This window comes from Enterobacter sp. Acro-832, assembly GCF_011752745.1.
In the GTDB taxonomy this organism is placed as follows: domain Bacteria; phylum Pseudomonadota; class Gammaproteobacteria; order Enterobacterales; family Enterobacteriaceae; genus Enterobacter; species Enterobacter quasiroggenkampii.
In genome coordinates this window covers 30,964-50,786 of the sequence record NZ_VWWX01000001.1, presented here as the reverse complement: position 1 = coordinate 50,786, position 19,823 = coordinate 30,964, and the positions used below count along the sequence as shown (strand labels likewise).

Below are 19,823 nucleotides of genomic sequence, written 5' to 3'. Positions count from 1 at the left end.
ACTACGAACGCTTTTTCGGCATCATGCGCAGAAGAGTATTATCTTTCCAGAAATAGTGATGCATCAGCGCCGCCGCCGCGTGCAGGCCAATCACAAAATACCCCAGGTTTGCCAGCGTCTCGTGCCACGCCTTCAGCGTATCCACCAGGTCAAAATTGGACTCCGCCGCATGCGGCATCGCCAGGCCAAAGGCAAACCAGTCGCTGCCCCGGTTATACATCATCACAATGCCAATCAGCGGCAGCGCAATAAACAGCAGATACACTACCAGATGCCCCAGATGAGACATCCCCGTCACCATCGCTTTTGGCTTCGGTTGAATCGGCGGCGCGCGGAACTTCAGGCGAACCAGCAGACGCGTCACCATCAGCACCAGAATACCGATCCCGCATGAGACGTGGATCATATTGATCGCCGGACGCGCGGTGCGCGGGAAGAAACCTCTGAACTCCATCGCGCAGTAAGCGACGATGATTAACAGAAACACCAGCCAGTGGATGCCGATTTGCAGGCTTGTATATTTAGTGCGCATGTGATTTCTCGATTAAAAACAGTTACCGCGCCAACATAATCCCCTTTCCTTAAAAATTCATTAACTTTTCTGTATGGTTTTTCAAATACTTCCCCCCGCATGAAGCATCTTCAATTGCCGCCCTGCCCGTGATGGTCTAAGCCTGGATGAGTTCAAACTGTCGCATCGACACGTTTACAGGAGAACACCATGAGTAAAATTGGCATTAACGGCTTTGGACGCATCGGACGTCTTGTTCTGCGTCGCCTTCTTGAAACCCAGGATAGTAATACCGTCGTCGCCATCAACGACCTCACCTCCCCCAAAGTGCTGGCCTACCTGCTCAGGCATGATTCCAACTACGGTGGCTTCCCGTGGAGCGTGGATTTCACCGAGGATGCGCTGATTGTTGACGGTAAAACCATAGCGGTCTATGCCGAAAAAGAGGCAAAGCATATTCCGTGGAAAACCGCAGGTGTGGATATCGTCGTGGAGTGCACCGGTTTTTATACGTCTGAAGAAAAATCACGGGCGCACCTGGACGCGGGCGCGAAGAAGGTGCTGATCTCTGCGCCTGCGGGTGACATGAAAACCATCGTCTACAGCGTGAACGACGACACCATTGACGCCGGTGACACCATCATCTCCGTCGCCTCCTGCACCACCAATTGCCTCGCCCCGCTGGCGAAAGCCCTGAACGACGCGTTTGAAATTAAGGTGGGCACCATGACCACCATTCACGCCTATACCGGTACCCAGGCGCTGGTGGATGGCCCGCGCGGGAAAGATCTTCGCGCCTCGCGGGCGGCGGCAGAGAATATCATTCCGCATACCACCGGCGCCGCCAAAGCCATTGGTCTGGTGATCCCTGCGCTCAGCGGCAAACTGAAAGGCCACGCGCAGCGCGTGCCGGTTAAAACGGGCTCCGTTACCGAACTGGTGGCCATTCTGGGCAAGAAAGTGACCGTTGAGGAGATCAACGCCGCGCTGAAAAAGGCGACGCAGGGCAATAAATCGTTCGGGTATACCGATGAAGAGATCGTGTCGTCAGATGTGATTGGTTCACATTATGGTTCAGTGTTTGACGCCACGCAGACGGAGGTGTCAGAAGCGGGAGACCTTCAACTGGTGAAAGCCGTTGCCTGGTATGACAACGAGTATGGGTTTGTGACGCAGCTGGTGCGGACGCTGGATAAGTTTGCGGCGCTGTGATTTTTCCCACCCACCCCTCCCCCTAACCCTCTCCCCAAAGGGGCGAGGGGATTTTTCCGTGCCTAAATTATATTACGTGCACCCTTCAGGACAGGATCCTGCTGTAGCTGTTTCCACGCGGCAGTCACCGCCTCCGGAAAGGCAACGTGGGCGATAAAATCCCGCCCGGCCGGGCCATAGCCGTTGGCGTTATCATACAGGCGCGGCAGCTCCCCCATAACCAGTGAAAGGTAACGGTCAACGGGCCACAGGCCGGTGTTGCCCTCGCTGAATTCCACGCCCTCGTTACCGTTTTGCAGCGTCGGCGTAAACCCCGGATGGCTGACCCACTGCGGCGAAATGGGCTCATCCCGACAAACGCGGGCAAATGTCGCCATCGTGCGGCGCTGCATCGTCGGATCCTGCACCACCAGCACCCGCCCGGTCGTTCGATGATGCTGTTTCAGCATGTTCCAGCTAAAGCGCGCGTTTTCACCGCAGTTGGTGGAGCGATCCTCAACCCACAGCTGCGCCTCGGGGATCTGCCAGAACGCCCGCGCAATGTCGGCAAGAATGCTCGCTTCAGGCCGCCCCGTGACCGGTACGGTGTGGTAACACGGATGATTGCCAATCGCGGTATATAAAAAGCTAGTCGAATGCCCGATGCCGCCGCTAATCAGAAGCGGCACGTCTTGCTGAGAGGCCATCCGGCAGGCCGCGTCAATGGTTGGGATCACCGCGTTTCCTGCCAGAATCACCGCATCGACTTCCGGGAGCGGACGCGTCGCGCTCAGGTCATCCTGCGCCAGCCATTCACCGACAGTATTGATGGCCGCCAGCGTGGCATTCGCCAGAACGGGAAAATGGGGCTGAACCATGGTGAACTCCTCACGTTGTTGAAGCACCGAATTTATCATTTTTCTGAAATAACCAGAAACATCCAAAAATCATCGGGTTGCACCTGCTTATTATGCTTTTGATTTCCAGCCTTACAAAACATTGTATTGTACAGGCGTCATGAAAAAGCACCCAACGCTACTTATTTCACCGTGATCTGACCAGTTTTATCCCCCCTGCGCTTGCTAAACGCAACATCCAACCCTAAGTTGCTTAACAATTTCACAACCTTTTTCATCATCACAGGTTGCACCTGAAGCGCGCCAGGTGACACCTCTCTCATCATCAACGTGGCGGGGTTTCAGGTCATGACAGAACATGAAAGTACGACGACGGTATTACGAAAAAATAAAAAGGTGTTAATCGCCAGCCTTACCGGGAGTGCCATTGAATGGTTTGACTATTTTCTCTACGGTACGGCGGCCGCGCTGGTCTTCAATAAGATCTTTTTCCCGATGGTCGATCCGGTGATTGGACTCATCCTCTCTTATCTCTCTTTCTCATTAACCTTCTTTATTCGCCCCATTGGCGGGGTACTTTTCGCTCACATTGGCGACCGCATCGGACGTAAAAAAACCCTCGTGCTGACCCTCTCTTTGATGGGAGGTGCAACCGTCATGATTGGCCTGCTGCCCACGTATGAGATGATTGGCCTGTGGGCGCCCGCTCTGCTGATCCTGATGCGTATCATTCAGGGGATGGGCATTGGCGGTGAATGGGGCGGCGCGCTACTGCTGGCCTATGAATATGCGCCAGAAAAACGTAAAGGCTTCTTCGGCAGTATTCCGCAGGCGGGCGTCACCATCGGTATGCTGATGGCAACTTTTATCGTTTCGCTGATGACCCTGTTCAGCGAGGCGGATTTCCTCTCCTGGGGCTGGCGCATCCCGTTCCTGCTGAGCTCGGTTCTGGTGTTGCTCGGCCTGTGGATCCGCAAAGATATTGATGAAACGCCCGATTTTCAGCGAGTCAAAGCGTCCGGTCAGGTGGCTAAGGCCCCGCTGCGCGATACGCTGAAGCATCACTGGCGCGAAGTGCTGATTGCCGCCGGTCTGAAGGTGGTTGAAACCGCCCCCTTCTACATCTTCTCGACCTTCGTGGTGAGCTATGCCACCAGCACGCTGACGTACCAGAAATCGCAGGCGCTGGAAGCCGTGACGCTGGGTGCGCTGGTGGCGACCATTATGATCCCGCTAATGGGGCTGCTCTCCGATAAGGTAGGCCGTCAGCGCATGTACGCGATCAGCGTCTTCGTGCTGGGCCTGTTTATCGTACCGTGGTTTATGCTGCTCAATACCGGCACCACATGGGGTATCGTGCTCGCGACGGTCATCGCCTTTGGCGTGTTGTGGGCCCCTGTCACCGCGGTACTCGGCACGCTGTGCTCTGAAATCTTTAGTGCAAACGTGCGCTACACCGGCATTACGCTCGGCTATCAATTGGGTGCCGCGCTGGCAGGCGGTACCGCGCCGCTGATTGCGACCGGACTGCTGGCAAAATACGACGGCGACTGGGTGCCGGTGGCCTGGTATCTTGCCGTCACGGTGACCATTTCTTTAATCGCGATTTTCTGCGCCAGCCGCGTTAAGCGCGCCACTCTCATCCAGGCGCAGCCCGAACGTCTCTGACCCTTCCCGGCCCGTCCTGCGGGCCGCTCTTTTTCCTTAAATTTCCCTTCACCATTTGATTAACATGCGTAAATCATATTCACTTGAATTATCATTTGCGGCAGACGTAGAATCGCTAGCCCGCTAATTATTCAATCATTTCTAAGGTAAACGACGTTATGCGCCTGCCCGAACGCGACCCTTATGCTCCTCGCGAGTGGCAGCCACATGAGAAACCCGCCCTGTTGGGTTCGCCCTCCACGCCCGAACACAGCACGCCAAAACGCATTGCCTACGGCGTCGTGGGTCTGCTGGTCTGCCTGACGGGGGCGCTGGGGAATGCGGTGGTGACCGCCAACCTGCAAAATTTGCAGGGGACTTTCGGGGCCTGGTCCACCGAAATCGCCTGGCTGCCCGCGGTCTATGTGATGACCAACATCTCCATCAACCTGCTGCTGGTGAAATTCCGCCAGCAGTACGGTTTGCGCGCCTTTACGGAAGGTTTTCTGGTGCTGTACGTGCTGGTCACCTTCTTCCATCTTTTCGTAAACGATCTCAGCTCGGCGCTGATGGTTCGCGCCGCGCACGGCATGGTGGCCGCCGCGCTCAGCTCACTGGGGATTTACTATCAAATCCAGGCCTGGCCTGCGAAGCACCGCCTGAAGGCGCTGACCATCGGCATCACCGGATCGTCGCTCGCCATCCCGCTGGCCCGCCTGTTTTCGACCGAGCTGCTGCAGCTGGACGAGTGGCGCGGGCTCTATTTCTTCGAGCTGGGGCTGGCGCTGATCTCCCTGGCCTGCGTGATAGCCTTAAAACTGCCGCCGGGCGACCGGCGCAAGGTCTTCGAGAAAAAAGACTTTATCACCTTCTTTTTAATGGCCCCCGGGATGGCCCTCCTCTGCGCCGTGCTCTCTTTAGGCCGTCTGGACTGGTGGTTCGAAGCGCCGTGGATCGGCTGGTCGCTGGCCCTATCGCTGGTGCTGATTGTCGCAGCCATCGTCTTTGAACATAACCGCAGCAACCCGCTGCTGAACACCCGCTGGCTGTCGAGCGGCAGCATCGTCCGCCTGGGGCTAATTATGCTGCTGATCCGAATCGTGCTGGCCGAGCAAAACACCGGCGTCATCGGCTGGCTGCAGTATGTGGGCTTACAGAACGAGCAGATGACGCATCTGGCATGGTCTATTTTCGCCGGGATCGTCTGCGGGATTGTCACCAGCTGTCTCACCATCAAGCCGACGAAACTGGCGTGGCCAATCATTACCTCCCTGGCGCTGATGATTGTTGCCTCGCTCCTGGACAGCCAGTCCAACAACCTGACCCGTCCGGATCAGTTGATGGTAAGCCAGTTCCTGCTGGGCTTCGGCAGCGCCTTCTTCCTGGCGCCCGCTATGCTGGCCGCCATTGGCGGGGTGATCGCCGACCCGCGTAACCTGGTCAGCTTCTCGGTGATGTTTGGCATGAGCCAGAACCTCGGTGGCCTGCTGGGCTCCGCGATCCTCGGCACCTTCCAGACCTGGCGCGAGAAGTACCACTCCAGCCTGCTGGCGGACCAGCTCACCACGCTCAACCCGCTGGTCAACGAGCGAATTCAGCTTTATACCCAAATGTACAAAAGCCTGATTGGTGACAGCGCGCTGCTGGGCACCCAGGCGATAACGCAGCTGCAAACGGTGACCGCGCTGGAGGCGAATATTCTGGCTTATAACGATACTTATCTGCTGACGGCGAGCATCGCTGCCGCCACGCTGGTCTGGATTTTATGGCGCTTGCTGCGCCTGCGCATCACTGCCCGTCTGGCGCTGAAGAACGCCACCGGCAACAAATAATTGAAATACTTCTGGAGAGTTTATGAGTCAGCAGGATGCCGCCAAAGAGCAGGCCAACACCCGCAAAAATGTGCGCATTGTTTCCGTTTTCACCGCCGCCGCCATCGGTATCGTCGGCGTGCTGGTAATCCTTTATGCGTGGCAGCTGCCGCCGTTCACCCGTCACGCGCAGTTTACCGATAACGCCTACGTGCGCGGCCAGACGACGTTTATCAGCCCGCAGGTGAACGGCTATATCACCGAGGTGAAGGTTCAGGACTTTGAGCAGGTCAAAAAAGGCGACCTGCTGCTGCAGATTGATGACCGTATCTACCGTCAGCGGGTGCACCAGGCCGAGGCGCAGCTGGCGATGAAAATTGCCGCCCTGAATAACAACCTGCAGCAGCGTAAAAGCGCCGAAGCAACGATCGCCAAAAATGACGCTGCGCTGAAAAATGCCCGCGCCCAGAGCCTGAAAAGCCAGGCGGATTTAAAGCGGGTGAAAGAGCTGACGTCTGACGGCTCGCTTTCCATTCGCGAGCGCGACGCGGCGCTGGCCAGTGCCGCTCAGGGCAGCGCCGATATCGACCAGGCGAAAGCCGCGCTTGAGATGTCGCGTCAGGATCTGCAGACGGTGATTGTCAATCGCGGTGCGCTGGAGGCGGATGTTGAAAACGCCAAAGCGGCGCTGGAGCTGGCACAGATTGACCTGCAAAACACCCGCATTGTGGCACCGCGTGACGGTCAGCTCGGCCAGATCGCCGTGCGCCTCGGGGCATATGTGACCGCCGGGACGCACCTCACCACCCTGGTGCCGCCGCAGCACTGGGTCATCGCCAACATTAAAGAGACCCAGCTCGCGGAGCTGCGCGTCGGTCAGCCGGTGAAGTTCACCGTTGATGCCCTGAACAACAAAGCGTATCAGGGCCGCGTGGAGAGCATCTCCCCGGCAACCGGCGTGGAGTTCAGCGCCATCACGCCGGACAACGCCACCGGCAACTTTGTCAAAATAGCCCAGCGTATTCCGGTGCGCATTGAGGTACTCGGTAAGCCAGAAGATTCCGCGCTGCTGCGTCCGGGTATGTCGGTACAGGTGACCATTGATACACGGGAGGCGAAGTAATGATCCTTCGCCCGATAGCCGCGCTGGTGGCGGCGGTCATGCTGGCCGGATGCCAGTCCGTTGACGTCAAACCGGCGCAGCCGACGCTGCACATCCCCACCCAGTGGCGCACCGTCTCCGGCCCTGCCAGCCCGACGGAGCAGCTCTGGTGGCGTAATTTCCATGACAACCATCTCAACCGCTATGTGGACCAGGCGCTACAGCATAACAGCGACGTGCTGATCGCCCGCGAACGGATAAACGAGTATCAGGCGCGGGTCTATGCGGCCGACGGCAGCCTGTTTCCCTCCCTCGACGTAGGCGTAACGGGGACGCGCGCCCGTTCACAATCCGCCGCGACCGGGCTGCCGGTTTACGGCACGCTGTACAGAGGGAGCCTGACGGCGAGCTATGACGTGGATATCTGGGGCGTCAACCGCAGCACCTCGCGCGCTGCCGAAGCCTCGCTGGCGGCGCAAAAAGCCGCGGCCGCGGCCGCGGATTTGACCGTCGCCTCGTCTGTGGCATCCGGGTATGTCACCCTGCTCTCGCTTGACGAGCAGCTGCGGGTGACCGAATCCACGCTGAAATCGCGCGAGGAGGCATTTAACCTCGCGAAACGTCAGTTTGAGACGGGCTACAGCTCGCGTCTGGAGCTGATGCAGTCGGATTCCGAGCTTCGCTCAACACGGGCGCAGGTGCCCGTGCTGCAGCACCAGATTGCACAGCAGGAGAATGCCCTGAGCCTGCTGCTGGGAAGCAACCCCGGCGACGTGGCGCGCAGCGCAAGCTTTGCGGCACTGACGCCGCTGACGCTGCCGTCGCAGCTGCCTTCTGCGCTCCTGAACCGCCGCCCGGATATCGTCCAGGCCGAACGCCAGCTGGTGGCGGCTGACGCCTCGCTCGCGGCGTCGCGCGCCAGCCTGCTGCCGTCGATCAACCTGACCGCCAGCGGATCGGTTCAGGATCGCACCCTCTCCGGCCTGCTGGACAACCCGCTTCAGCTCTGGAGCGTCGGAGGCAGTATTCTCGCCCCGCTGCTGAACCGCCAGGCGCTGAATGCGCAGGTGGATATTTCCCAGTCCCAGCGAAACCAGGCGCTGTACGCCTATGAAAAAACCGTGCGTAACGCGTTTGCCGAAGTGAACAACAGCCTTGATGCGATAAGTCGCTATCAGGAACAGCTGACGGAGCTGCTTGCCCAGCAGGATGTGGCCCAGGAGACGTTGCGCATTGCGCAGAATCGCTATCGCAACGGTTATTCCTCCTATCTTGACGTGCTGGACGCGCAGCGCACGCTGTTCTCGGTCCAGACCAGCGTCGTGCAGGTGAAAAATAACCTGCTGCTGGCGCAGATTGATTTGTATAAAGCGCTGGGCGGCGGCTGGGTCAATGTCTGAAGGCGCTTAACGGGCCTGGATTTCGTCACGTAGGCCGGGTAAGGCGCAGCCGCCACCCGGCGATTCCCCCTCAGGAGACAATCTATGCAACAACAGTGGTCTGCAGTTGATAATTTCATGATCTCGTCGCTGATTCCTGACGATGACGTATTGAATCAGGTGCTGGAAAACAACAAGCGCGCCGGGCTACCCGAACACGATGTCGCGGCCAATCAGGGGCAGCTGCTGGCGCTGTTCGTGCGCATGACGCAGGCAAGACGCATTCTTGAGATTGGGACGCTGGGTGCCTACAGCTCAATCTGGATGGCGCGTGCGCTGCCGCCGGACGGTAAGCTGATTACGCTTGAGGCCGATCCGACGCATGCCGGGGTTGCCCGCCAGAATATTCACCTCGCGGGGCTAGACGAACGTATTGAATTAATTGAAGGCCCGGCCCTGAGCTCGCTGGAGAATTTCGGTGAGGTTCCGCCGTTCGACCTGATCTTTATTGATGCCGATAAGCCAAACAATCCCGGCTATCTGGAATGGGCGCTGCACTACTCCCGCCCCGGCACGGTAATTATCGGCGATAACGTGGTGCGTGACGGCGAGGTAATCAACGGGGAAAGCGACGATGCGCGCGTGCTGGGCGTGCGGCGTTTTATTGAGATGATGAGGGATAACCCGCGCTTAACCGCCACCGCGCTGCAAACGGTGGGGATTAAGGGTTGGGATGGGTTTACGCTGGCGATTGTAGAACGATAACCAGCCGGGTGGCGGCTACGCCTTACCCGGCCTACCCGTTCTCCCGTAGGCCCGGTAAGCGCAGCGCCACCGGGCAAGGGTTTAACCGGAAATCTGCTCCATCGCTTGCAGAATACGCTTATCCGAAATCGGATACGGCGTACCGAGCTGCTGGGCAAAGAAGCTGACGCGCAGCTCCTCGATCATCCAGCGGATCGCCTGCACGTCTTCATCGTCGCGGCGCGCTGGCGGCAGCTTGTTCAGCCATTGCTGCCACGCCTGCTGCACGCTCTCCACTTTCAGCATCTGCGCGCGGTCGCGGTGCGGGTCGATAGCCATCTTCTCCAGCCGTTTTTCAATCGCCTGCAGATAGCGCAGCGTATCGCCAAGACGGTTGAAGCCGTTGCCGGTAACAAAGCCGCGGTAAACCAGCCCCGCCATCTGCGCCTTCACGTCCGACAGCCCCAGCGCCATGGTCATATCCACGCGCCCTTTCAGACGCTTGTTGATATTGAACACGGTGGTGAGGATCTGCTCGACCTGTTTGGCAATCTCCACCACGGTGTCGTTCAGCTCCGCGCGCACCTTTTCATGCAGCTGAGCAAAGCCCTCTTCCGTCCAGACCGGGCCGCCCGCCTCGTGGATCAGTTTGTCCACGCCGCAGGAGATGCAGTCGTCAATCAGATCCAGCACTTTGCCGTACGGGTTAAAGTAGAGCCCCAGCTTGGCCTTGTTCGGCAGCTTCTCGTGCAGATATTTGATCGGCGACGGGATGTTGAGCAGCAGCAGGCGACGCAGCCCGCGCCACATCATCTGCTGCTGTTCCTGCGGGTTATCAAACAGTTTGATCGCCACGCTGTCGCGCTCGTCCACCAGCGCAGGCCAGGCTTTCACCTTATAGTTGCCGCGCTTCTGCTCGTAGCTTTCCGGAAGCTGGCCAAAGCTCCAGATATGCAGCCCGCTCTGCTCGATGCCGTCGTCGGCCACCGCAGACAGCGTCTCCTGGACTTTGCCTTTCAGCGCCTCTTTCAGCTCGCTCAGGGAACGCCCTTCCAGCAGCTTTTTATTTTTATCGTCCACCACGCGGAAGCTGATTTTCAGGTGATCGGGCACCTGATCCCAGTTCCAGTCGTCGCGGTCGATGGTCGTTCCGGTCATACGGCGGAACTCACGCTCCAGCGCGTCCAGTAGCGGCAGCTCCAGCGGCGTGACGCGGCCCAAAAACGCTTCCGCGTAGTTTGGCGCAGGCACAAAGTTGCGGCGCACCGGTTTCGGCAGGGATTTGATCAGCGCAATCACCAGCTCGCGGCGCAGGCCGGGGATTTGCCACTCGAACCCGCTCTCATCCACCTGGTTTAACAGCGGCAGCGGAATGTGGACGGTCACGCCGTCCGCGTCTGCCCCCGGCTCAAACTGATAGGTCAGACGCAGCTTGAGGTTGCCCTGATGCCAGAAGTTCGGGTAGTCGAGCTTGCTGACCGACTCCGCGCCCTCTTTAATCAGCATACTCTTTTCAAAGTTGAGCAGGTCCGGCGTCTCTTTGCTGGCCTTCTTCCACCAGCTGTCGAAATGGCGAGCGGAGATGACGTCGTGGCTGATGCGCTGGTCATAAAACTCGAACAGCGCTTCATCATCCACCAGAATGTCGCGGCGGCGCGATTTATGCTCCAGCTCTTCCACTTCAGCACGCAGCTTCAGGTTTTCACGGAAGAAGGCGTGCCGCGTCTGCCAGTCGCCCTCCACCAGCGCGTGGCGGATAAACAGCTCGCGGCACAAGGCCGGATCGATCTGACTGTAGTTGACCTTACGCGCGGCGACGACCGGCAGGCCGTAAACGGTCACTTTTTCGGTCGCCATCACCGCGCCCTGCGCGCGCTCCCAGTGCGGTTCACTGTACGAGCGCTTAAGCAGATGCTGCGCCACCGGCTCCACCCATTCCGGATCGATACGCGCGGCAATGCGTCCCCACAGGCGGCTGGTTTCCACCAGCTCCGCGACCATGGTCCACTTTGGCGGCTTCTTGAACAGGCCGGAACCGGGGAAGATAGAGAAACGCGCATTACGTGCGCCGGTATATTCCTGCTTCTCCGCGTCCTTCATGCCGATGTGGGACAGCAGGCCGGTCAGCAGCGCGATATGGATTTCGCGGTACTCCGCCGGTTCGCTGTTGACCGGAATGCCCAGCTCTTTCACCACCTGGCGAAGCTGGGTGTAGATATCCTGCCACTCGCGCACGCGCAGGTAGTTGAGGAAATCTACGCGGCACTGACGGCGGAACTGATTCGAGGAGAGCGCCTTCTGCTGCTCGCCGAGGTAGTTCCACAGGTTCACAAAGGCGAGGAAATCGGACTCTTTGTCGTGGAAGCGGCGGTGCTTTTCGTCCGACGCCTGCTGTTTGTCCATCGGACGCTCACGCGGATCCTGAATGGAGAGCGCCGAGGTAATGATCATCGCCTCGCGCACGCAGCCGTGCTTTTGCGCTTCCAGCACCATGCGTGCCAGACGCGGGTCGACCGGCAGCTGGCTGAGCTGGCGACCCAGCGGCGTCAGTTTGTAGACCGTCGCCTGCTCGTCGGTGGTGATCGCCCCGAGCTCTTCCAGCAGACGCACGCCGTCCTGGATGTTGCGTTTGTCCGGCGCCTCGACGAACGGAAACGCCGCGATGTCGCCCAGCCCCAGGGCGGTCATCTGCAGGATAACGGACGCCAGGTTGGTGCGCAGAATTTCCGGGTCGGTAAATTCCGGACGCGACAGGAAATCGTCTTCGGAATAGAGACGAATACAGATCCCTTCCGACACGCGGCCACAGCGGCCCTTACGCTGGTTAGCAGACGCCTGCGAAACGGGCTCAATCGGCAGCCGCTGAACCTTGGTACGGTAGCTGTAGCGGCTGATGCGCGCCGTACCCGGATCGATCACGTATTTAATGCCCGGCACGGTGAGCGAGGTTTCCGCCACGTTGGTTGCCAGGACGATGCGGCGTCCGCTGTGCGGCTGGAAGACGCGGTTCTGTTCGCTATTGGACAGGCGGGCGTACAGCGGCAGGATCTCGGTGTGGCGCAGGTCGCGCTTGCTGAGCGCATCGGCGGTATCGCGGATTTCGCGTTCGCCGCTCATGAAGATCAGAATGTCGCCCGCGCTTTCGTTACCCAGCTCGTCAACGGCATCAAAAATGGCCTGCAGCTGGTCGCGCTCGGTATCATCCGCCTCTTCCACAATCGGGCGATAGCGCACTTCCACGGGATACGTGCGACCTGACACCTCGATAATCGGCGCATTGTTGAAGTGCTTCGAGAAGCGCTCCGGATCGATGGTCGCGGAGGTGATGATCACTTTCAGATCCGGGCGACGCGGCAGCAGCTCTTTCAGGTAGCCGAGCAGGAAGTCGATGTTCAGGCTGCGCTCGTGCGCTTCGTCAATGATGATGGTGTCATACTGCATCAGCAGGCGATCCTGCTGGATTTCCGCCAGCAGAATACCGTCGGTCATTAGTTTGACCATGGTGTTGTCGCTAACGTGATCGCTGAAACGGACCTTGTAGCCGATGCAGCCGCCCGGCTCCGTCTGCAGCTCTTCGGCAATACGGTTGGCAACGGTGCGCGCCGCCAGACGACGCGGCTGGGTGTGGCCAATCAGGCCTTTGATCCCGCGGCCCAGCTCCATACAGATTTTCGGCAGCTGGGTGGTTTTCCCCGAACCGGTTTCACCCGCGACAATCACCACCTGGTGGTCGCGGACGGCCTCAAGAATGTCCTGTTTCTTCTGGCTGACGGGCAGGTTTTCCGGGTAGGTAATCGCCGGGCGCGCAGCTTCGCGCAGCACAACCTTCCCTGCTGCCTGTTCAATCTCTTTCGCCATCTCCTGGTAAATGGCCTGTTGTGCATCAGGATTTTTAACCTTCTTGACACCGTGCAGACGGCGGACGAAGCGCTGTTTGTCGCGCAGCGTCAGAGAATCGAGCTGTTGCAGGAGCATCGGGAAGGTGAATTTTTGTTGTTCTGTCATAGCGTTAAAGGGCAGTACACGCCCTGATAAACTCTCTTTTTAATGATTGCTATAGAGTACCACACTGACGCCTTTCGCGCCTTATTCAAAAAATTCGAACATAGGCTTCGATATATTGCGCTATCTCTGTGGCAGGATTGTGAATAGAGTGTCAACAAGCAACGGGGCAACCCCCTTCAATCAAATGCAACAACAGGAATCACCCATGAGCAAAGTATTAGTTTTGAAATCCAGCATTCTGGCAGGGTACTCTCAGTCTGGTCAGCTGTCTGATTACTTCGTTGAACAGTGGCGTGAACAGCATTCTGCTGACGAAATCACCGTGCGTGACCTGGCTGCAAACCCAATTCCTGTGCTGGATGGCGAGCTGGTTGGCGCGCTGCGCCCAAGCGATGCACCGCTGTCTCCACGCCAGCAGGAAGCCCTGGCCCTGTCCGACGAGCTGATTGCTGAGCTGCAGGCGCATGACGTTATCGTCATCAACGCCCCAATGTACAACTTCAACATTCCAACCCAGTTGAAGAACTACTTCGACCTGGTGGCGCGCGCTGGCGTAACCTTCCGTTACACCGAGAACGGCCCGGAAGGTCTGGTGAAAGGCAAGCGTGCGATCGTACTGACCAGCCGTGGCGGTATCCATAAAGACACCCCAACCGACCTGGTTGCGCCGTACCTGAGCCTGTTCCTGGGCTTCATCGGCATCAATGACGTGAACTTCGTGTTCGCGGAAGGTATCGCTTACGGTCCTGAAGTGGCGACCAAAGCGCAGACCGACGCGAAAGCCGCCATCGACAGCCTGGTTGCAGCGTAAGACTTCACCCTCTCACCGCCCGGTGGGAGGGTTTTTCTTTTCCCCCGCATTTCGTTATCATCCGCTCCCACTCTCCAGCCGGGCGGCCTGATGTCTGCGATCATTGATTCTTTTATTGCCCCACCGTGTCACGATGACATTCAGATCCTCTGGCAGGATGAACATCTGCTGCTGATCGATAAGCCTTCCGGCCTGCTCAGCCTCTCGGGCAAAAATCCGCAAAACCTTGATTCCGTCCATTATCGTCTGGTTCAGACGTTCCCGGGCTGCACGCTGGTGCACCGTCTGGATTTTGGTACGTCCGGGCTGATGGTGGTTGCGCGCAATAAGGCCATCAACGCGGCACTGTGCCAGCAGTTTAGCCAGCGCAGCGTGGAGAAAGCCTACTGCGCCCTGCTTTGCGGCCACGTGGAAAATGATGAAGGGGTTATTGATGCGCCGATTGCCAAAGACCCGGCGCTGTTCCCGCTGATGTCGATTTGCGCCATCACCGGTAAACCCGCCCGCTCCCGCTACCAGGTTGTGGAACGGTTTTATCAGGGGGCGGAATTACCGTTAACGCGGGTGAAACTGATCCCGGAGACCGGGCGAACCCATCAGCTGCGTATTCACTGCCAGCAGCTGGGACACCCGATTCTGGGCTGCGATCTGTATGGCGGTCTTGACGTGCCGGGTGCTGAGGAAACGCCCAGGCTGATGCTGCATGCCTGCGAGCTGAATTTTATTCATCCCGTGAGCGGCGAGCCGGTTAACGCCCGTCACGCCGCCCCGTTCTGAACGCGGTTTACCACATCAAATCGTCAGGGATTTTGAAGTCCGCGTATGGATCGTCTTCGTCCTGCTCTTCCTGGCTGAGCGCGCTATTTAACACGATGCTGTCGGCATCGCGCTGGGCAATTTTATCGGCCACCACTGCCGGAATGATCGCGTAGTCGCAGTCACCGTTAGCATTGAGCACCAGGCGCGCAATCGCCAGACGGCCGTTGATCAACTGAGCCTGGGTTTGTTTGTCCACCTCGATTTTCTTGATCACATTGCCGTCGGTGAAGTTAAAGGTGATGTTGCCTTTCGCCACGGTGATGCGGTTCATCTCAATCAGCTGCTTCACCTGCGCCTTAAACTCTTTCGCCAGTACGGCCTGCTTCTGCTGCTCGCTCAGCAGCTTATCACGCTCGATCTGCGCCTTCTTGTTCTCTTCTACCGCTTCCCGAGCCTCACGCGCCTGAACGCGTGATTTCTTTGCCGTACGCTGCACTTTCGCCGCTTTCTTGCTGCTGACGAGGCCCGCTTTCAGCATCTGCTCTTGTAAGGTGAGTTTTGTCATGATTGTTTCTAAACCGGTTGGAAATTTTGGGGATTATAGCGGGAATTGCGGAGCGTGTGCCAGAGAAGTAGGCATGGCGTTTTGCTGCCGGAGTCTGGTTCATTCTTCATGCAACTTCTACGAATGGTAATGCGTGAATAGTGGTTAAAAATCACCAGGTCATTTTCTTAAAAAAATGAGCTGTTCATAAATATGATGTGAGGTTTATATCTGTACCCACTACAGGCGTTGGCATATTCATAGCGCATTTCAGGAGACTGTAATTTACATTTTTTGTCTGCCTCTATTCATGATCAGCACTGAATTGTTAAATATTCACTGTGTTCATCGGTTGATTTTTAAACTGTCGAGGCGGAGAATCCACAAAAAAAATAAAGGATAAGGATTTCAGATGTTTCGACTCTACAGATCACATGAATTAACACGGCGATTAGACCCTGAAGATTTTCAATATATTCTGACGCCTGCGGGCTCGCTGAGAGAGGCATGTATTTATTACGATCTCTCTTATGAAGCGAACGGTCACAGTCTTACTTTTGGTCTCCCCAAGAAAAAATATAGCGTATCCCCACATCAAAGACCGTATGAACGCAGGTATCGCAGCGGCGCAGATCCCATTTATGACGAAGTAAAACACGAGCTGAAAATTGGTTGGCTTGTTGGTGTGGATACCTCCAGGCGCTGGAGCAGTGACCGGAACCCGTTTTATATCGACAATAACGGCGAGCTAATTTTCACCCCTACTTCCTCATCGTGGCATGCATGGTATAAGGACGAAATCCTGAGTGCCTACCGGCACGTTATTGCCGATCGGCAAGGCAGGAAGCCCGCTCCTACTCAACGGATGCATTATGATTATTACGCGCCAACCACTGCACCGTCGGAGAAAACGCTGAACAGTAAAGCTGTGGGTCGTCTGCTCGCCGCGGGTGGTATTTATAACGGCAATATTACAGGGTTTCATGAAACCGCGCTGCAGCTTGGCGGAGATGCTCCAGCAGGTTATGAGCAAGTCATGAACAACAAAGGGTTAATCATTGCGAGCGCCTCCGTTGCAGCAGGATTAACAATGGGCAGGTTAAATCCTTTAAGCGAAATAGATGAAATATCGGGGCTCAGTAAAATACCAGCACTTGAGAGCCCATATGTAAAAGGTTTCACCTCTCAGAGCGGCACACTAGTGAATGCTGAACACGCGATTGTCGACCCGAAAAAACTCGCGGCTTATGCTTTAGATTCAACACATCCTACTGGAGGACACAAAGCCCGAGTGTTTGAGTCAGCGCTGGGATACAACCCAACTAATGCAGATGTTTTAGCCGCAAGAATTCAGGACGGCGTATTATTGGCCCCAGCAAAAGTTTTGCAGGCAAATAGTTACGGTCAAACAATAGCTGTCGAAATGCCCATTTTAGGCGTCAACGGTGAAACAGCGATCGTGCGTACTGGCTGGATGTATGAAACAGACGCGTTAGTTCCTCGCCTGACAACCCTATTCGTTAAATGAGAAAGTACAAATGAAAAGAGCCGAATTAGACGTTGTGGTTTTAGGAGAGGATTTACCGAATGAAGGGCTGGTAAAAGGGACTATTGGTACGATTGTTATGGTTTTCAATACCCCGACGCTGGCCTATCTTGTCGAGTTTTGCGACGAAGAAGGAAGAACAATAGCAATGCCTGCTTTGCTTCCCGCTCAGTTGAAGAGTTATTTCACCCCAAATATCCTTAAAACATTGCTGGTTGACAATAATTTCCCCGTAGCCAACCCAGTAGATCCAGACGTAATAGCAGATTTGATGCGCAACGCCGCCCCTGCTGAATGGGATGCTCAGAGGAGAACAGTTTACGAGGATATCCAACGCCTGATGATTAACCGGCTGGACTACTCTGGTATGTTCGAAATCATGGATGGACTCGAGTATAACGGTTTGACGCTGTACAGCCTGGCGCAGGCGAAAAACGGTGAACCCGTATGGTCGAATATCTACATTCGAAACGTTGAAATACGTGACAACGACATCTATGTTGATCCAAACCTTACTGACAAGGTACTCATTGGTGAAGATGCTATGTCCGTGTTTGCCTACAACTTCAAAGATGACTGTTTCGAGATCCGTGATAAGGCATCGACCGAATTTGCCATTGAATCACATGTTAACTTCAGCGAATTGTTGTCCTCGCTGATTGATATAATGAACTGAAATCCGCAACATCCATTGCTGGTTGTAATTGCAACCAGCCTATTTCTTCCCAGCGCCGCCCGAACAATCACGAAGCAGATAACCATCGCAGTCCGTTCATGAACTTCCCTCATGTTGCATTGAAATTAAGTCACTTCCCCTGCGCCACGGGCTCAGGCATAAATTATGCATTGGTAACTTCTTAGCAACATGAACTTAGGATGCATAACCACAATGAGCAAAGCTTTCACATATACCCTTAAGCGCAGTTGCTTCGATGAGAATTACAACCCGTCAGAAAATACGCGTACGACCACCAACTTCGCCAACCTGGCGCGCGGGGAAAAGCGTCAGGAGAACCTGCGCAATACCCTGGTGATGATCAACAACCGCTTTAACGCTTTAGCACGCTGGGATAACCCAAACGCAGATCGCTATGCGGTTGAGCTTGAGATCATCTCTGTCGATTTGAATATTGGCGCGGAAAAACCGTTCCCGGCCATTGAGATACTGCAAACCACCATTGTCGACAAGAAAAACAACCAGCGTATCCCTGGCATCGTCGGGAATAACTTCTCGTCTTACGTGCGGGATTATGATTTCAGCGTCCTGCTGCTGGAGCACAACAAGAACCAGCAGCACTTCAGCATTCCGGAAAAGTTTGGCGAACTGCACGGCAATATCTTCCGCCATTTTGTGAGTTCACCGGAATACAAAGAGAACTTCACAAAAGGACCGGTGATTTGCCTGAGCGTCTCCAGCAAAGACACCTATCGCCGCACCGGTAACCAGCACCCCGTGCTGGGCGTTGAGTACCGGCCGGATGGCGAATCGCTTACGGAGCAGTACTTCGCGAAGATGGGCCTGAACGTGCGCTACTTCATGCCGGAACACAGCGTGGCGCCGTTCGCGTTCTTCTTTACCGGGGATTTACTGAGCGACTACACCGATCTCGAACTGATCGCCACCATCAGCACGATGGAGACGTTCCAGAAGATCTATCGCCCGGAAATTTATAACGCCAACTCGGCGGCCGGACTGTGCTACCAACCGGATCTGAACCAGCAGGATCACTCCTTAACCAAAATTGTGTATGACCGGGAAGAGCGAAGCCGTCTGGCGATTGAACAGGGTCGATTTACCGAAGAGTACTTCATTAAGCCTTACAAACAAATTCTTGAGCAGTGGTCTGATAACTACACGCTTTAATACATCAAAAAAGGTCTTTTATTATGAAAACATTGCTCCCGACTTCAACGGCTGGCAGCCTGCCAAAGCCGACCTGGCTTGCGCAACCTGAAACGCTATGGTCACCCTGGAAATTGCAGGATCAGGAACTGCTGGCAGGCAAGCAGGATGCGCTGCGCCTGTCTCTGGATGAGCAGATCCGTGCGGGAATCGATATCGTCAGCGACGGGGAACAGACCCGCCAGCATTTCGTCACCACCTTTATTGAACACCTGAGCGGCGTCGATTTTGAGAACCGCCAGACGGTGCGCATTCGTAACCGCTATGACGCGAGCGTGCCGACCGTGGTCTCCGCCGTCGCGCGCCAGAAACCGGTCTTCGTCGACGATGCAAAGTACCTGCGCCAGCTCACGGACAAGCCTATCAAATGGGCTCTGCCGGGGCCAATGACCATGATCGACACCCTGTACGATGCGCACTATAAAAGCCGCGAAAAGCTGGCCTGGGAATTCGCCAAAATCCTCAACCAGGAAGCGCGAGAGTTAGAGGCCGCAGGCGTGGATATTATCCAGTTCGATGAACCGGCGTTTAACGTCTTTTTTGATGAGGTCAACGACTGGGGCATCGCCGCGCTGGAGCGCGCCATTGAAGGGCTGAAGTGCGAGACCGCGGTCCACATCTGCTACGGCTACGGCATCAAGGCCAATACCGACTGGAAAAAGACGCTCGGATCCGAGTGGCGCCAGTACGAAGAGGCCTTCCCTAAGCTGCAGACCTCTAACATCGACATCATCTCCCTGGAGTGCCACAACTCTCGCGTGCCGATGGATCTGCTTGAGCTGATCCGCGGCAAAAAAGTGATGGTTGGCGCGATTGACGTAGCAACCAACACGGTTGAAACGCCGGAGGAAGTGGCCGATACGCTGCGTAAAGCGCTGCAGTTTGTCGATGCCGACAAGCTGTATCCGTCGACCAACTGCGGCATGGCTCCCCTCTCCCGTCAGGTGGCTAACGGCAAGCTGAGAGCACTCAGCGCTGGCGCAGAGATTATCCGCAAAGAGCTTGGCGCGTAA

Annotated in this window: 16 protein-coding genes; 12 read left to right on the top strand and 4 right to left on the bottom strand. The window is 56.4% G+C overall.

The features are described 5' to 3' along the window. Position 1: 1 nt before the first annotated feature. Positions 2-532 (bottom strand): cytochrome b561, encoded by a 531-nt coding sequence (cybB, locus tag F3J31_RS00275; RefSeq protein WP_045910487.1) that lies wholly within the window; start codon positions 530-532, stop codon positions 2-4. 189 nt (positions 533-721) lie between these two features. Here cybB and gap point away from each other — a divergent pair, with 189 nt between their 5' ends. Beyond that, entirely contained in the window at positions 722-1,723 is a 1,002-nt protein-coding gene (gene gap / locus F3J31_RS00270) for a type I glyceraldehyde-3-phosphate dehydrogenase (protein ID WP_024908382.1), read from the top strand. A gap of 62 nt (positions 1,724-1,785) precedes the next feature. Here gap and F3J31_RS00265 read toward each other — a convergent pair whose 3' ends face one another. Beyond that, positions 1,786-2,580: a YdcF family protein gene (locus F3J31_RS00265; RefSeq protein WP_167210529.1), complete on the bottom strand. Its 795-nt coding sequence runs from the start codon at positions 2,578-2,580 to the stop codon at positions 1,786-1,788. 327 nt (positions 2,581-2,907) lie between these two features. On the opposite strand from F3J31_RS00265, the gene F3J31_RS00260 reads away from it, so the two are divergent. From F3J31_RS00260 to F3J31_RS00240, 5 genes are all read left to right on the top strand, one after another. Beyond that, positions 2,908-4,227, top strand: coding sequence for an MFS transporter (locus F3J31_RS00260; RefSeq protein WP_046092563.1), 1,320 nt, complete (start codon positions 2,908-2,910; stop codon positions 4,225-4,227). A 158-nt stretch (positions 4,228-4,385) separates the two neighbouring features. Further along, complete coding sequence (locus F3J31_RS00255; RefSeq protein WP_045910485.1) at positions 4,386-6,038, top strand: MFS transporter; 1,653 nt, start codon at positions 4,386-4,388, stop codon at positions 6,036-6,038. Between the two features lie 22 nt (positions 6,039-6,060). After that, on the top strand, positions 6,061-7,140 hold the full coding sequence (locus F3J31_RS00250) for an HlyD family secretion protein (protein ID WP_047746356.1): 1,080 nt from the start codon (positions 6,061-6,063) through the stop codon (positions 7,138-7,140). Beyond that, positions 7,140-8,519 carry an efflux transporter outer membrane subunit gene (locus F3J31_RS00245; protein ID WP_167210526.1) on the top strand — a complete coding sequence of 460 codons (1,380 nt, stop codon included), beginning with the start codon at positions 7,140-7,142 and terminating at the stop codon, positions 8,517-8,519. The genes F3J31_RS00250 and F3J31_RS00245 overlap by 1 nt, the downstream gene beginning before the upstream one ends. An 84-nt stretch (positions 8,520-8,603) precedes the next feature. Next, the gene (locus F3J31_RS00240; RefSeq protein WP_167210523.1) at positions 8,604-9,263 is read left to right on the top strand and encodes an O-methyltransferase; all 660 of its coding nucleotides are present in this window, start codon (positions 8,604-8,606) and stop codon (positions 9,261-9,263) included. Between the two features lie 81 nt (positions 9,264-9,344). Here F3J31_RS00240 and hrpA read toward each other — a convergent pair whose 3' ends face one another. Further along, positions 9,345-13,247, bottom strand: a complete 3,903-nt coding sequence (gene hrpA, locus F3J31_RS00235; protein ID WP_167210520.1) for an ATP-dependent RNA helicase HrpA — start codon at positions 13,245-13,247, stop codon at positions 9,345-9,347. 205 nt (positions 13,248-13,452) lie between these two features. On the opposite strand from hrpA, the gene azoR reads away from it, so the two are divergent. Further along, on the top strand, positions 13,453-14,058 hold the full coding sequence (azoR, locus tag F3J31_RS00230; RefSeq protein ID WP_167210517.1) for an FMN-dependent NADH-azoreductase: 606 nt from the start codon (positions 13,453-13,455) through the stop codon (positions 14,056-14,058). Between the two features lie 90 nt (positions 14,059-14,148). Then, complete coding sequence (locus F3J31_RS00225; protein WP_167210514.1) at positions 14,149-14,835, top strand: RluA family pseudouridine synthase; 687 nt, start codon at positions 14,149-14,151, stop codon at positions 14,833-14,835. Between the two features lie 7 nt (positions 14,836-14,842). Here the strand turns inward: F3J31_RS00225 and F3J31_RS00220 are convergent, their stop codons facing one another. Continuing rightward, a complete protein-coding gene (locus F3J31_RS00220; protein ID WP_167210511.1) occupies positions 14,843-15,382 on the bottom strand; it encodes a DUF2058 domain-containing protein in 540 nt (179 codons plus the stop codon). A gap of 391 nt (positions 15,383-15,773) precedes the next feature. Between F3J31_RS00220 and F3J31_RS00215 the strand changes: the two genes are divergently transcribed. From F3J31_RS00215 to F3J31_RS00200, 4 genes are all read left to right on the top strand, one after another. Beyond that, positions 15,774-16,889: a DUF6883 domain-containing protein gene (locus F3J31_RS00215; RefSeq protein WP_167210508.1), complete on the top strand. Its 1,116-nt coding sequence runs from the start codon at positions 15,774-15,776 to the stop codon at positions 16,887-16,889. Positions 16,890-16,899: 10 nt separating this feature from the next. Continuing rightward, the gene (locus F3J31_RS00210; protein ID WP_069719271.1) at positions 16,900-17,583 is read left to right on the top strand and encodes a YrhA family protein; all 684 of its coding nucleotides are present in this window, start codon (positions 16,900-16,902) and stop codon (positions 17,581-17,583) included. 213 nt (positions 17,584-17,796) lie between these two features. Continuing rightward, positions 17,797-18,771 carry a DUF1852 domain-containing protein gene (locus tag F3J31_RS00205; protein ID WP_167210505.1) on the top strand — a complete coding sequence of 325 codons (975 nt, stop codon included), beginning with the start codon at positions 17,797-17,799 and terminating at the stop codon, positions 18,769-18,771. A 23-nt stretch (positions 18,772-18,794) separates the two neighbouring features. Then, positions 18,795-19,823 (top strand): methionine synthase, encoded by a 1,029-nt coding sequence (locus F3J31_RS00200; protein ID WP_048030571.1) that lies wholly within the window; start codon positions 18,795-18,797, stop codon positions 19,821-19,823.

Coding starts and splice junctions, on each gene's coding strand:
- azoR (WP_167210517.1), top strand. CDS start 13,453: ATGAGCAAAGTATTAGTTTTGAAATCCAGCATTCTGGCAGGGTACTCT.
- F3J31_RS00205 (WP_167210505.1), top strand. CDS start 17,797: ATGAGCAAAGCTTTCACATATACCCTTAAGCGCAGTTGCTTCGATGAG.
- F3J31_RS00200 (WP_048030571.1), top strand. CDS start 18,795: ATGAAAACATTGCTCCCGACTTCAACGGCTGGCAGCCTGCCAAAGCCG.
- F3J31_RS00260 (WP_046092563.1), top strand. CDS start 2,908: ATGACAGAACATGAAAGTACGACGACGGTATTACGAAAAAATAAAAAG.
- F3J31_RS00225 (WP_167210514.1), top strand. CDS start 14,149: ATGTCTGCGATCATTGATTCTTTTATTGCCCCACCGTGTCACGATGAC.
- F3J31_RS00215 (WP_167210508.1), top strand. CDS start 15,774: ATGTTTCGACTCTACAGATCACATGAATTAACACGGCGATTAGACCCT.
- F3J31_RS00210 (WP_069719271.1), top strand. CDS start 16,900: ATGAAAAGAGCCGAATTAGACGTTGTGGTTTTAGGAGAGGATTTACCG.
- F3J31_RS00220 (WP_167210511.1), bottom strand. CDS start 15,382: ATGACAAAACTCACCTTACAAGAGCAGATGCTGAAAGCGGGCCTCGTC.
- F3J31_RS00245 (WP_167210526.1), top strand. CDS start 7,140: ATGATCCTTCGCCCGATAGCCGCGCTGGTGGCGGCGGTCATGCTGGCC.
- hrpA (WP_167210520.1), bottom strand. CDS start 13,247: ATGACAGAACAACAAAAATTCACCTTCCCGATGCTCCTGCAACAGCTC.
- gap (WP_024908382.1), top strand. CDS start 722: ATGAGTAAAATTGGCATTAACGGCTTTGGACGCATCGGACGTCTTGTT.
- cybB (WP_045910487.1), bottom strand. CDS start 532: ATGCGCACTAAATATACAAGCCTGCAAATCGGCATCCACTGGCTGGTG.
- F3J31_RS00265 (WP_167210529.1), bottom strand. CDS start 2,580: ATGGTTCAGCCCCATTTTCCCGTTCTGGCGAATGCCACGCTGGCGGCC.
- F3J31_RS00240 (WP_167210523.1), top strand. CDS start 8,604: ATGCAACAACAGTGGTCTGCAGTTGATAATTTCATGATCTCGTCGCTG.
- F3J31_RS00255 (WP_045910485.1), top strand. CDS start 4,386: ATGCGCCTGCCCGAACGCGACCCTTATGCTCCTCGCGAGTGGCAGCCA.
- F3J31_RS00250 (WP_047746356.1), top strand. CDS start 6,061: ATGAGTCAGCAGGATGCCGCCAAAGAGCAGGCCAACACCCGCAAAAAT.